Genomic DNA, 13,802 nt, shown 5'->3' with positions numbered 1-13,802 from the left:
ATTAGGGTGTTATTGACTTTTTACGATTAAAATCGCGTTTTGACTGTAATACCATAAGTTGCAGGTTCACTATAGAAGCTAAGCAATTTTCCTGTTTGCATCACCGCTGCATAAGATAGTGGACCTTGCGCATCTTCGTCGGTGATATTGCGACCCCATAAGATGACATGAGTATCATAGTTTTCAAAGTTGAAGACTAGTTGGGCATTCAACTTCCCAACACTATCAACCTTTGATATCGGATCGTTAGCACTTTCAGTATACATAGAGCCCATATAGTCGTAAGACAACTTGGCATAAGCATAAAAGTTCTCATTTAGCATAAGCTCTTGTTGAATACTTAAAGATCCTGACACTTTAGGTTGACCAAATGGTTTATCATCAGCACGGTCACAATAAGGTGCTGGCGCTCCATTTGCTAAGTAAACTTGCCCTGGATCTACTTCACCTGTGTGCCAAGGGGTGATTGACCAACAAGGTCCTTGGTTAAATTCATCATAAGTAACATCTGTATAGGCGTATGCCAGGTTTATTTTTGTGCCTTGAACAGGTATCCATAATGACTCTATTTCAATGCCTGTTGCGCTAAGGTCGCCGGCATTTTGCAAGGTAAAGCCTGTACCGATAAAAGAAGAAGCTTGGAAATCTTCTGTAACCGTACGGTGAACTGCCGCATTAATTCTTAAATTAATCTCTGGAAAATCTTGTTTAATGCCAAGTTCGAAAGCCTTTGACGTTTCAGCATCAAATAAGGGATCAAGTCCTAAGGCAATTTTTTCTGTATTGGTTCCGCCAGATTTATAACCTGTCCCATAAGACGCATATAACAGACTGTCGCTATTAGCTTGCCATGAAAGTTTAATGGTACCTGTTATTTGGTCATCACTTAATGATTCGTTTATATCCGCTTTTAGTGCTGAAATTGGCGCAATTGATTGAGCTAACCAGCCTTCCTTCTGGAAAGGTGTTAAGGCACTAGCTGCTTGCATAAATGCTGGTGTGCCTGGTATTAAATTTCCTGAACCTAATGCCTGTAATGCTTGTTGAGCTGCCGCCGCAGCATACAATAAACTACCAGGCACTATAGTTGCTGGATAAGCAGGGTTTCCAGTACTGGTAATATCGGTTGGTTGGGTATTTCCGTTGGCATAACTGTATGGGAAAGTATTAAGCATTTCCTTTTCTTCATCTGTGTATCTAAGACCTGCAGTAATTATTAACTCTTCTGTTAGTTGGTAATCAAACTGGCCAAAAACAGCCCAGCTTTTATGATCTTGTGTTGCGTTAGCAGAATAGCTAGCCACATTGATAGCGGTTGCAGAAGGAGGGAGCATGCCGCCCGTCATTGCACTTACTTGGTCTATGCCTTGTAATAATGAATTTAAACTTCCGCCTAGTACACCTTGAAGGGCAAAATGATTAAAATCGGATCCCACAGTAATCTCAAGTTCGCTGACTAAGTCTTGAGTAAAGTAAAAAAGGCCACCAGTGGCATTAAGTTTATCGTTACTATAATCGAACCTAAGTTCTTGGGAAAATGACGATTGTTCTATCTCATCTCTTCGACTAAGTAAGTCCACATTTGTCATATCTGTATCGGCATTATCGAAGGTATCGAAGTTACGACTGGCAGTAATAGACACTATTGTTAGTTCATCATTAATATCCCAATCAACTTGTGCCGATATCCCAGAGTCTTTTAACTGTGATTGAGGTAAAAAATTGATTGCAACTGTAGGGTCGGAAAATTGACCTGGGGTAACAATAGTTGCATTAAAAGGTGGTTGTCTAAGGAGTGCATCGGTACCAAATTTACCAGCGACATCCGATGCTTGAGTATTACTTACAGATGCAAATGAGGCACAACAATTTTCGTCTATTTCAGCGTAATCGGCAATTATTCTTACGCTGATATCGTTGTTGGGAGTGTAAAGAGCTTGGATACGACCACCAAAACGATCGCGATTGCTAATAACGTCCTTTCCTAAATTCACATCACTGATATAACCATCTCTTTGGGAAGTGAAAGCAGTCGCTCTAAATGCTAATACATCTTCAATTGCCGATAATGACTTGGCAAAAGAAAAGTTTGTTAGACCATAATTGCCTAACGTCATTTCAAAAAAGCCATCATCTTCATCATGGCTTGGAGCAATATTGCGGATTTGAATTGCACCTGATGGGGTGTTCTTACCAAAAAGAGTACCTTGTGGGCCACGCAATACTTCTACTACATCAACATCAACAAAATTGTTGATCATTGAGCTTTGTCGTGAGCGATAAACACCATCTACATACATACCTACCGATGATTCTAAACCTGAATTTTGTGAAGAAGTACCAACACCACGAATAGCAAACATAGGTTTAGTAGAGCTTTGGGAATCAGATATAGTCAACGAAGGCACCGAAGCCTGTAAATCAAACATATCTTTAATTGCACCTTCTGCAATTGCGTTTCCTGATATGGCAGACACAGCAATAGGTACTTCTTGTAGATTTTGTACACGTTTTTGCGCTGTTACTTCAATGACTTCTAGCGCAGAAACATTTTCGACTGCTTCTTTTGCAACTGCAGAAAAGCTATGGCTTGAAATAAGTAACGGGATAAGAACCGCTAATGGAGTTTTGTTTGGTAGTGTTTTTTTCATGATGCTCCCCAAATAAAATGTTTAATCATTGTTTGGTGTCTATTGTTTTTTTATATCACTTGTCACTATAAAAACATTGTGTCATAAGTGTTGTCAATACTTCTGTTAACAAAATAGTCACAATAAGTGACAATATATTGTAGAGAGTCATAAATATAAATTAAACTGAGTTGTAGGCCTAATTAGAGTAATCCGATTTCCATAAAGAAAGAACACTCTGTGAGATTTCAGGGAGCTTAATCAAGGTGTGTGATTGCAGCAATAGTGGTGTTGGATGGTATGGCTTATCTAGCGCTCAGGTTACATATACTCCACGCTGGTATTTTGGCGTTTATGGCTTAACTAATCTTGGTACTTTTTATCATTATTATTGAGCAGATAAGTTTTTAATTGAGTTTATCTGGTCAATAAGGAGGGGGCTCAGTTAGCAAGTAGCTCTAAGATACGATGTGAAGTTTCAGCGCCGCTATTTTGATTTTGCCCCGTAACTAAGTTGCCATCAACTACCACATGGGTTGCTAACATATCTCTAAAAGCGGTATTTGCTTCAAATAATGCTTTACGTTTACGCAGTTCTGTCTCTGGGTGTAGTGGTGTTAAGGTGATCCCCAATTGTTCGAGTTGCTTGTCGGTAACACCTGTTACTTTGCGACCTGCAATTAATATTGAACCGTCAGTGTCTTTGGCATTGACTAAGCCTAGTGCACCATGACAAACCGAGCCTAGAATAGCGTTATTTGCGTTAGCTTGGGTGACTAGGTTTGCTAAATCTTCCGATTGGGCGAAATCGTAAGCAGCGCCCCAGCCGCCGGCTAAAAATACCACATCGTACATAGTGACATCTATGTCGCTGATGGCTATAGAATTGTTAAGTTTAGCCATGGCAATAGCATCTTCTTTAAAACGGTAGTCTGCTGGTGTAGCCAATGGCCACCCCATAGAGTTTGGTTCAACTGGAATTTCACCTCCTCTAATCGAAGCTATATCAACTTTTATATTAGCGTCTAAAAATGCGTAGTAGGGCACTGTCATTTCCGAGCCAAAAACCCCAGTAGCTTTTCCAGAATCACCTAAGGTATCGTGGCTGGTGGTGATGATCAGCGCACGCTTTTCAGACAAAGTGTATTTTGGAATGTCATAGTGCGGGTGCAGGCCTAGGCTATTGAGTAACTTAGGTAGCCCAAAGTAAACGATAGCAACTAAAGCAAAAATGCCGATAAAAAAATAAAATAACTTGTTCATGAGAAGTCCTTATATAAATAATGAGTTAGTGTTTTTGTTTGGCTTTTTTAATGCCAAAAACTATGAGTCCGATAACTACTAGCAGTATTAATACTTTTGGCCAGTTGTCTGTAACCCTCTCTTTAATTGCATTTGCTCTAATCTGATTAATGGCGTTTTCACCTTTTGCTAATTCAATTATGCCCACCATCTTCGAATATGCCTGATATTCATTAAGCATTTCTTGAAACAACACTGGGAATTTAGTGGCTAAGTCAGTCGTTTCACCGGGATCGTTGACGACATCGTATAAATGCCATATTTCGTCGCCTAAAGGTTGTTTTATTAAAGCAATTTTCCAGTTGCCGCGATACACAGAAGCATTACCACTGGTTTCAAAGGCAAAACTATCATCACCCCATACATCATCAACTTGAGCATTTAACATGGGTGTTAAGCTACGCCCATAAAATTCATCTGGATTAAATGGCACAGCGGCTTGTTCAAGTAAGGTAGGTACAATATCGGTTATATGGGCACGGCCTGACACTAGGCCTAAGTTTCTTATACCTGGGCCTGACATAACCAGCGGCACACGCTGCCCGCCTTCTGAGCTGTTAAATTTGTATAGATTAAAAGGTGCAGATGTAACCGACGCCCACTCAGGTCCAATAGCTGCTAAGCTATCGCGTTGTCCTAGATTGTCTAAATCTGTATCCCAGTTTAGTGATTGCATCCACAGCTTAGTGCCAATATTTTCAATGACGCTATTGGCACCTTGACCTATGGTATTGTACTCACTGCCATTATCTGAGGTGATAACAACTAGGGTATTATCTAGCTTGCCTTGTTTTTCTAGGTGCTTTAATAACCGCCCAATGTGATAGTCAGCCGCTTCTGTCATCCCAGCATTTACTTGCATCATACGCGCCCAATAGGTTTTATCAGCTGTACTTAACTCATCCCAGTTTCTATGACTTTCTGGCACATTTGCAAGTGTGGTAGAGCTGGGCACTAAGCCAAGGTTGATAGCTTTTTGTAGTCGTTGTTTTCGCATTTCATCCCAACCTTGATCAAATACTCCGTTGTATTTATCGATATATTCAAGAGGGACTTGCACAGGTATATGGATCGCTTGTAATGACAGGTAAGCAAAAAAAGGTTTATTTGTATCTGCTTCATCAACATAGGTAATCATCTTGTCCACTAGATCTCGAGAAGAGTAGAAGTCCTCTGGTAGTGACACGCGCTTGCCATCTTCAAACCATTTTACGGTTTTATAAAGTGCCATATATGGCTTTTCTTGATAGTTACTGGCGCCCGTCGCATCTAATACAAAAGACCGGTCAAAACCAAAACGATGAGGAAGGTTTTTACCATTACGTCCTATGCCCCATTTGCCTGAAACGAAAGTCTGATAGCCACTTTTTTTTAAACGACTTGCTAGGGTTTTTTGATTGTCTTGCCATTCCATAGAATAGCTAGGATGTTGTTCCATCTCTGGTGTCAGTGATTCGACTAAAGTCGCCATACCAACTTGGTGGCTGTCTTGACCTGTCATGAGCATCGCTCGGCTTGGCCCACACATAGGGGCTGTGTAATAGCGAGAAAATTGCATGCCTTGTTGCGCTATTTTGTCGATATTCGGGGTGACAGCGTCACTGCCATAGACGCCTAAGCCCATAAAACCGACGTCATCAAGCATGACCAAAAGTATATTCGGACGAGTGTTATCTTTAGTCACTAACAAGGGAGTCGCTTCTGCATTTATGGACAACACGACTGTTAATATCAGGGCAATAACTTTCATTTAATATTCCATATAGTCAATAGTTTACAGACACTGTCTATGCCCGAGCTCTATAGGATGAGCACCACCTGTTTCGTTCATTTTTCAATGCACCAAATTTTGGATTTACGAAAAGGTAAAACTAACTTATTCGCTTTTATTTAAAACAACAACATCTATTCGCATAGTTTATGACAAAATAAATTTGTTATTTTTGGGATGTATTACTATTCTTTTTCTGCAGGCTTAACAACAGACTTAACATGTAACAAGCCAAATAATAAAACCTGCAAGTAGTCGTTTGTGCTCTTAAGTAATCCTTTATAAACAAACATTTCAATGATGTGGACAACCACGAGAATGACACCTAGCCTTTGAAAAAATGCTGGATATAGCGCGAGTGTTGGAATGATTACTGCGGCAATTACAAACAACCAAATGATTGCAAGGATACATTTGCCTATAGTTAATAGATTTTGATTCATGTTCTTTCCTTATTTCTGTTTAAATACTGCGCATTTTGCTTGTTGGCGAAACTTATTAATGGTGCTCAGTTTTTTATCGCCAAGATAATAACGCATTAATATAATTCCATAAGGGCTGTCTGTTTCTACTAATGTCGCCCCTGTAGGAAGGTCGATTTGTTGTCCCTTTTTGGCCAATATGATGTCAAAACCTTGAGGAGATTGTTGGTCATTGATAGCAAAAAAATTGTCACTATTATGGGCAAACATAGACATGGATAAATAACTGCCAATGTTGGGTGATGTTATTCTATAAGCGCCTTCTGCTAAGCTAAAAGGGCAGGCTGAATACAATAAGTCTGGACTCATTCTGACAATATCATCTTTGCCTGCTTCAGCCTTTGGTCTTATAGAGAGTACCCCGTGGCCATTACTAATATGGGCTTTTAGATTAATACCAGCCATAAGAATATGTGGCGTAAAGTAGAGTGTGACAACACATGAAATAACAGCACTGCTTAAGGTTATTAAAAGCCAATTACGGATATTCATGGGCAAGACTCTTTGCTGATTTTCGGTAAGTCTAGGGTGGCGATTTGTTCACTGGAGGTCTTAGATGGGTTATACATTCTCAAGGTTAAATCAAATTGTGGATCTTTTTGTATTGGCAACCAATTGCCCGCTTTTTTGTTAGCAGAAATGTGGAATACAAAGCTACTGTTTTGCATTTTTTCGATATTATCGCCGTTAAAGGAATAGTGATTTTGGGGATTCTTAATGAGTTTGTTGGTGTTGGTATCATAAACCGTAATACTCCACCAGCGAGCATCATCAGGAGATATCATGCCAGTTACTTTATAACTACAAGCGCCTGATAACAGATCGTTGTTGTCATCTTTGTTGGCTATAAAATAAATACTTTCCTCTTTAGCCAAGCCTAAAAATCCAATGACAGCGACAGCAGCTCGCGTTAAACCACTGGCGTCTTTACTGCCTACATGGGGGTTGTATGACCAAGCCCCATTTTTTGTTGAAGTATTGGCTATTTCTGCTTTAAGTAGCCACATACCTGACGATACGCCGATAAAGATCCCAGTAAGAATCCCAATCAACATTAGCAAAAACCGCATTGTTCTTGCCAGATTATGCATATTAGTTATTCCACATAATGTAGGTATCACCAGCAACCATTTCTACGCCTAGGTGTTTATCTACGGTAATGGGGGCTGAAATAACTGAATAACCAGAACTAGCTACTGCATCAGCAAAATGTTCATCAATTAGTTTGATTAAACTTGCTAATTTTTCTGGTTGAGTGGCAGCCAGATTATTTTGCTCGGTAGGATCGGTATTTAAATCAAATAAAAATACTTGGTCTGAACTAGGGTTTAATTGTAGTTTCCAACCCTTTGCTTGTACCACACGGTAATTACCGGTGAACCAATACATAGCACCATTTTCACGATCTAGGCCATCTGCGCCGTTCCAAAGTGGTGTTAAGTCGCGTCCATCAAGTATTCTGTCTTGCGGCAGTTTACCTTGACCAGCGTTGACTATAGTCGGCATTAAATCAAAATGATTAACGGGTTCGTCGATAATCAAACCAGCTTCAATTTCACCGGGCCAAGTGATTGAAAAAGGTACACGAATACCGCCTTCAAAGAAGGTGCTTTTCCAGCCTCGATAAGGTTTGTTTAAGTTATCTATTGCTACATAATCCGCGCCACCGTTATCACTAGAAAGTATGACTATAGTGTTATCTGCTATACCTTGTTCTTCAAGTTTAGCCATTACTCGTTCTACAGAGCGGTCTAGGGAACGTAACATTGCGGCATACACCCGTTTACGGTGTGGTTGAATGTCACCCACGGCTTCATAGTCAGATTTTTTGGCTTGCACTGGGTTATGCGGCCCCCAATGAGCTAGATATAAAAAGAAAGGGCGGTTAGCGTTGGCCTCAATGGCACGTTCTGCTTCTTCAGTGAAATAATCGGTTAGATAACCTCTAGGCGCAAATCGTTCGCCACCATTCCAGGTAACAGCGTAATCCATTGTTGCCCAAATAAATCTGTCTAATCCTGAAAACTCTACTTGAGCATTAACAGCTTCTGGGTGGTCAACGGGTAAATACAAGCCTGATGCCATCATTAAACTTTCATCAAAGCCTTGTGCATTTGGCATCATTTCGTCGGTACGTCCTAAATGCCACTTTCCTATATGCAGAGTGCGATAACCTGCATCTTGCATTAATTCAGCTATGGTAATTTCTTCGCCAGGTAATCCTCTGTTATTAAAAGTCGGATTATTTTTATCAATTTCTGGAAAATACTCTACTGGTGGACGGCCTTTGGAGTTTTTGTTTTCGATCATGGCAATCATGCGACCAAACCCGTCGGGTATTGGTGTTACATCGAAACCGGTGCGAGAGGCATCTCGCCCTGTTAACAAAGCTGCTCGAGAAGGTGCACAGTTGGCATGCCCCGAATAACCATTAGTAAACAAAGCTCCTTTTGCTGCTAATTTATCAATATTAGGTGTGTTTATCATGCCGCCACCAAAGGTGGAAACATCGTTGATACCCATGTCATCGGTCAATATCAGAACGACATTCGGCTTACCTTTTGGCTGTGCAGGTCCTGTATGCCAAACCACATCGCGATTATCAGCTACAGGGGCTTTATCTTTATTTGCAGCTATATACAGCATAACCTCAATTCGGTTTAGCCATAATAAAGAGCCGCAGATCGCAATAAAAACCGTAATACCAACAACTAACTTTTTCCACATGATTTTTTCTCCACAAGTAAAAAAAGTTGTCATAGCTTAAAAAATAACAAGTGCTTCAGACATTTTTTAACAAGCGTGTTTTTATAATTAAAAATAGTTATGTCATATAACGTGTCATAATTTTTTTGATGACGCAAGTGAAACCTGTGGATCTTGTTTACGATCTAAATCACTTTGATATAGCATTTTGCATATATTGACATTGGTTATGACATAACTGAGAATGATTATGTTACATATGTGAAAAATAATTAGGAATATATGAAAGTTCATAATGTTGAAGGCAGGCTAGCCCTTGTAACAGGTGGTTCAAGCGGTATTGGTTACGCAATAGCTGAAGCGTTAGCAAAACAAGGTTTTAACTTGTTATTGGTGGCTAGAAATAAAGATAAATTACAATCTGCTGCGACTGAATTAGCAAAACAATACAAGGTGAATACCCATATCGCCAGTATAGATGTGACTAATGTAGAGGCTGTTAATCAACTTGCTAGCCTAGTGCGTAACATCGCCCCTTGTGCCGATTTAGTTGTAAATAGTGCCGGTATCGTTAGTGGTGGTTTTTTAATTGATACACCGCTGGAAGAGTGGGATCGTCTGTATCAATTTAATGTTCGCGGACTGGTATCAGTATTACAAAATTTACTTCCGGATATGGAAAAGCAATTCCAATTAGATGGCCAAAAGCGGCATATTGTTAACATAGCTTCAGCCGCCGCTTATTTATGTCCAAACGGTATGGCGGCATACAGCTCAACTAAGGCTGGCGTGATTTCTCTCAGTGAAGTGTTAGCTCATGAGCTTTCATCACAAAAAATAGGTGTGACAGTGGTTTGCCCTGAGTTTGTGAAAACGCCTATAGGAGAAAAGGTACAGTTGTTTGGTCGTTTCGATACTCCTAGAGCCCACAAAGTTATCAAAAAAATGTTTGAGAAAAGCACTATTACTCCCGAACAATTAGCAGTAAAAACCTTAAAAGCCATAGAGAAAAATAAGACATTAATTACAGCTGGTAAACAGGCTACCTTTGCTTATCACTTTAAACGTTTAATGCCAGACAGATTTTTTAACCTAATAGAAAGCAAGTTTGCTTTTATCAAAAATTAAAAATTCGTTATTGCACCAATATTTTTAGGAACTAAAAATGAAAACAGTAAAAATTGTATTAATAAGCGTGTTTGTATTAGCCATTGCTGTGTTTTTTAATCGTGAAATCATTACCCTAAAAATAATGGAACGCACCATTGAAAAAAACCTCACTAGTAACCTAATGACAAATCTGCCTGACGGGTTACATGTGTATTTATGTGGTGCGGGCTCGCCTATGTTTGATGTAAAGCGCTCTGGGCCTTGCACCGCAATCATTGCTGGGAATAAGGTTTATGTGGTTGATGTAGGTAGTTCTGCCGCAAAAATTTTACAACAAGGCCGTGTTCCTTTAAGCAATGTTGAGGCTATATTTTTAACACATTTTCACTCTGATCATATTGATGGTTTAGGTGAATTAATTATGCAGCTATGGGCTAACGGCACTCGTAATACTGCTGTGCCGGTAATTGCCCCTCGTGGGGTAGAGCAAGTTGTGGCTGGTTTTAATCTAGCCTACCAACAAGATGATCAATATCGTACCGCCCATCATGGTGAAACAACAATGCCACCAAGTGGCAGTGATGCTTTAGCTGTGCCTTTCAATTTGACTAAGGGGGCTGATGGTCTTGTGGTCTATGAACAAGATGGATTAAAAGTGACTGCATTTAAAGCCGATCATAAACCTGTAGATCCCGCCGTAGGTTATCGCTTCGATTATAAAGGACGTTCAGTGGTGATAAGTGGTGACACCGTTAAATCTGATGCAGTTGCAAAATTTGCTTCTGGTGCCGACCTACTTTTGCATGAAGCGTTATCCCAAGAGTTAGTCATGTTCATAAATAAACGTGCCAAGGAAATTGGCCGTGACAATGTAGTGAAAATCACCCTGGATATTTTGGATTATCATACAACACCCGTTGAAGCGGCTGAAACAGCACAACAAGCAAAGGTTGGGCATTTAGTGTTTAACCATATTATTCCACCATTACCTGTTTCAACTTTGGAGTCACTGTTTGTAGCAGGGGTTGACGAGGTTTATTCGGGCGATTTCACCCTTGGAAAAGACGGTACCTTTATTTCACTACCTGTACAAAGCAAAGATATTAATATTGAAGAGTTAATTTGGTAAATTCTATACCAATACAAGGGTTTAGGATTGTTAGTCAGTTGCTTTTTAGCCCTGGGGCTTAAGATTTTCTCTAATTGCTTGTTCAACAAATAGTAGCTTGTCTTGTCCAAAAACAGCGGTATTTTCATATTTAAAGCTCGGCACACCCCATAAGCCTAAGCTATATATTTCTTTTAAGTTGTTATCTGCCCATATTCTCCAACTGTTATCTTTAAGCTGTATTTTGGCTTGTTGCCAATCTAAACCCGATTGCTCAACAATGTTCTTAAGGCCTTGATTGGTTTCAGAGCGAATTCGCTCTGCCCATACGCTACGCGTAAAGTTAAGCATAAATTCAGTACCTTTACCTTGGGAAACAGCAAAGTCAAAAAGCGAATAACAACGCTCAACACCTTTACCTAATGGATCCGCTATTTTTCCAAAGGGAATGCCATAACACTGGGCTTCTCGTTTTACATCTAAAGCAATGTATATACTTTTTTTCGGAGGTACCGGCAAGCCACGCATTAACATAGGTAACACGGGTTTTAGCTCAAGAGGAACTTGATAATGATCTGCAAGTTTAACCGCGCGTACTAAGCCTAAGTAAGAGTAGGGGCTACGTACCGAAAAATAGATGACCAGTGGTGTTTTTAGCTTGTCGGCCTTTGGTTGCCAATTGTTCGTAAGGGGCTGATATAACTCATGCAGCTTGTGGTACTTTAGCTGCGGCTCGTCTAAGCTCAGTAACTTATTTAGGCGCTGTTCTAAATAGTGTAATCTTTCTAACCCCCAATACCATTCGCCAGCGTATAAAATGCTCGCAGCTAAGTAATGGCCTTTTTTCAGTAGATAGGCATCATTAGCGTCAAGCATTGCTTGATAAGTCGTTAAATTATTGGCTATATCGGTGTTAGCTTCTTTGTTAATTAAGCACTCTAAGTCTGCTGTGTTTTCATTCCAATAAGCTGCAAATATCGGTAAGGCTTGATCTATGAAGTTATTTTGTGTCTCTAATGACACTAACCAACAACTTGCCAGCAAGGTTACTTGTTCATCATGGCAACTTTGCATTGGTGCGTTTAACTGATAGAGCTTTGCAAGCCTTTTAGAATCACTTAAAACATTAACATTCCAGAGTTGAGATTCAGGAAACATGTCTGACTGTTTTTTCAATACGGTTTTAATTTTGAGGGTTAGCTTATAACGCTGTTGGATTTCTGGTAATACCTGCAATAACAAATAACTTAAAGGATCATCAATAGCTAAGAATACTTCTAAGGTATGCGGCAGCCCCAGCTTTAGCCGTTTTTGTTCTGCTTTTGAAGCTTGTTTATTTTTTCGGTTTTCACTGAGAATAATGTCTGTGATATAAGATTTTATTAGATTTTTCATCTTTCATTTGTTCCCTTTATCTTTATGTCACAAGTTATGACTATAGCATTGTTGTTTTTATTTATATGTCATAATATGTGTCAAAATATGAGTTAATGTACCCTTTGAAGAGATAAATTTGAAGTCACAATATAAGTTTTATGGCTGGCACTTGTCCTATTTTGCCGGGAAGTTACGTGGTTATATGAATTACAAGCAGCTCAACTTTGTTGAAAAAGCATGCGGGTATTACGATTTAATGCATAAATTTCCTAAAAAAGTGGGATCTTCTTCCATGCCGGTTGTTGAAACATGTGATGGTGAGTGGTTGTCGGATACTACAGAAATTATTGCCGAGTTAGAAAAGCGTCACCCTGAGCGTTCGATTGTTATCACAACACCCAAGCAAAAGATTGTTGCCATGTTACTTGAAGCCTGGTTTGACGATATGTGGGTAACTCCAGCAATGTATACTAGGTGGATGTACCCTGAATCTTATAATCTTTTCAAACAAGAGGGGGGCCAAGCATTATTGCCATTTCTACCGAGTTTTGTTCGCAATATAGTGGTAGAAAAAACCGCCATGGCGAAATTACGTGCTTATTTGCCTAGTATGGGTATTAACCCAAAACAAAATGAATTGATTGATGCTTGGACAAGAGAGCAACTTGCACTGCTTGATAAACATTTTTCACAATATGATTATTTGTTGGGCGGCAAACCAAGCATTGCTGATTATGGTTTATTAGGCCCTATGTACGGCCATCTTAATCGTGATCCTTGGCCAAAACGTGAAATGATAGATAAATTGCCTAATTTACAAAGATGGACCGAACGCACCCATAAAGGCACAGCTGCTTCAGGCCCTTTATTATCTGACGACAATATTCCAGAGACATTAATGCCAATTTTAAAGGCAATTGTCAGAGAGTTTTTACCTATGGTGAATAAAATTGTTGCTGAAACTGAAAAAACAGTTAAAAGCAGAGCTAATAAAAGTGGCGATAAATTACCTCGTATATTTAAAGGGGTCTCATTTCCAATGGGCACAGCTGAGTTTAGTCGAAATATATTTAGCTATACTTTGTGGATGATGCAACGCATTCAAAATGTATACATAAAATTGAATGATACAGAGCAAAAAAGTGTTGATGAATTATTCACCGAACTAGGAGCTGATGGTTTTATGCAAGGTTCGTTAGGCCCTAAGTTAAAAAGGCATGGTTTAGGTGTAAAGCTTGTCTAACATTAATCAATACAAAGAATTGTCTCTTCAAAAAGCTCGACCGATGCTTTTTTCTTTTGAATTGCCATCCAGC

The 13,802-nt window shown here is 39.5% G+C and carries 11 protein-coding genes; 3 read left to right on the top strand and 8 right to left on the bottom strand.

The window, feature by feature from the left end; translation table 11 throughout:
• Positions 1 to 26: 26 nt before the first annotated feature.
• The 7 genes from GARC_RS11625 to GARC_RS11595 all read right to left on the bottom strand — a co-directional run bounded on the left by GARC_RS11625 (position 27) and on the right by GARC_RS11595 (position 8,912).
• Positions 27 to 2,651 carry a TonB-dependent receptor gene (locus tag GARC_RS11625; RefSeq protein ID WP_007620139.1) on the bottom strand — a complete coding sequence of 875 codons (2,625 nt, stop codon included), beginning with the start codon at positions 2,649 to 2,651 and terminating at the stop codon, positions 27 to 29.
• Positions 2,652 to 3,071: 420 nt separating this feature from the next.
• Positions 3,072 to 3,893 carry a type 1 glutamine amidotransferase domain-containing protein gene (locus GARC_RS11620; protein ID WP_007620137.1) on the bottom strand — a complete coding sequence of 274 codons (822 nt, stop codon included), beginning with the start codon at positions 3,891 to 3,893 and terminating at the stop codon, positions 3,072 to 3,074.
• A gap of 25 nt (positions 3,894 to 3,918) precedes the next feature.
• Complete coding sequence (locus GARC_RS11615; protein WP_007620136.1) at positions 3,919 to 5,682, bottom strand: arylsulfatase; 1,764 nt, start codon at positions 5,680 to 5,682, stop codon at positions 3,919 to 3,921.
• A gap of 206 nt (positions 5,683 to 5,888) precedes the next feature.
• Positions 5,889 to 6,146 carry a DUF1145 domain-containing protein gene (locus GARC_RS11610; RefSeq protein ID WP_007620134.1) on the bottom strand — a complete coding sequence of 86 codons (258 nt, stop codon included), beginning with the start codon at positions 6,144 to 6,146 and terminating at the stop codon, positions 5,889 to 5,891.
• A 9-nt stretch (positions 6,147 to 6,155) separates the two neighbouring features.
• On the bottom strand, positions 6,156 to 6,677 hold the full coding sequence (locus GARC_RS11605; RefSeq protein ID WP_007620132.1) for a DUF1254 domain-containing protein: 522 nt from the start codon (positions 6,675 to 6,677) through the stop codon (positions 6,156 to 6,158).
• Positions 6,674 to 7,240 (bottom strand): DUF1214 domain-containing protein, encoded by a 567-nt coding sequence (locus tag GARC_RS11600; protein ID WP_161603931.1) that lies wholly within the window; start codon positions 7,238 to 7,240, stop codon positions 6,674 to 6,676. Before GARC_RS11600 ends, GARC_RS11605 begins: the two co-directional genes overlap by 4 nt.
• Positions 7,241 to 7,277: 37 nt before the next feature.
• Positions 7,278 to 8,912 carry a sulfatase gene (locus GARC_RS11595; RefSeq protein ID WP_007620129.1) on the bottom strand — a complete coding sequence of 545 codons (1,635 nt, stop codon included), beginning with the start codon at positions 8,910 to 8,912 and terminating at the stop codon, positions 7,278 to 7,280.
• Positions 8,913 to 9,173: 261 nt separating this feature from the next.
• Between GARC_RS11595 and GARC_RS11590 the strand changes: the two genes are divergently transcribed.
• Entirely contained in the window at positions 9,174 to 10,019 is an 846-nt protein-coding gene (locus GARC_RS11590) for an SDR family NAD(P)-dependent oxidoreductase (RefSeq protein ID WP_007620126.1), read from the top strand.
• Between the two features lie 37 nt (positions 10,020 to 10,056).
• Positions 10,057 to 11,130 (top strand): MBL fold metallo-hydrolase, encoded by a 1,074-nt coding sequence (locus GARC_RS11585; protein ID WP_007620124.1) that lies wholly within the window; start codon positions 10,057 to 10,059, stop codon positions 11,128 to 11,130.
• A 45-nt stretch (positions 11,131 to 11,175) separates the two neighbouring features.
• On the opposite strand, the gene GARC_RS11580 is transcribed toward GARC_RS11585, so the two are convergent.
• Positions 11,176 to 12,504, bottom strand: a complete 1,329-nt coding sequence (locus tag GARC_RS11580) for a DsbA family protein (RefSeq protein WP_007620123.1) — start codon at positions 12,502 to 12,504, stop codon at positions 11,176 to 11,178.
• A gap of 118 nt (positions 12,505 to 12,622) precedes the next feature.
• On the opposite strand from GARC_RS11580, the gene GARC_RS11575 reads away from it, so the two are divergent.
• On the top strand, positions 12,623 to 13,729 hold the full coding sequence (locus GARC_RS11575) for a glutathione S-transferase family protein (RefSeq protein ID WP_007620122.1): 1,107 nt from the start codon (positions 12,623 to 12,625) through the stop codon (positions 13,727 to 13,729).
• The last annotated feature ends 73 nt before the right edge of the window (positions 13,730 to 13,802 follow it).

Origin of the sequence: Paraglaciecola arctica BSs20135 (assembly GCF_000314995.1) — a bacterium.
In the GTDB taxonomy this organism is placed as follows: domain Bacteria; phylum Pseudomonadota; class Gammaproteobacteria; order Enterobacterales; family Alteromonadaceae; genus Paraglaciecola; species Paraglaciecola arctica.
This window is presented reverse-complemented; position numbering and strand designations above follow the sequence as displayed.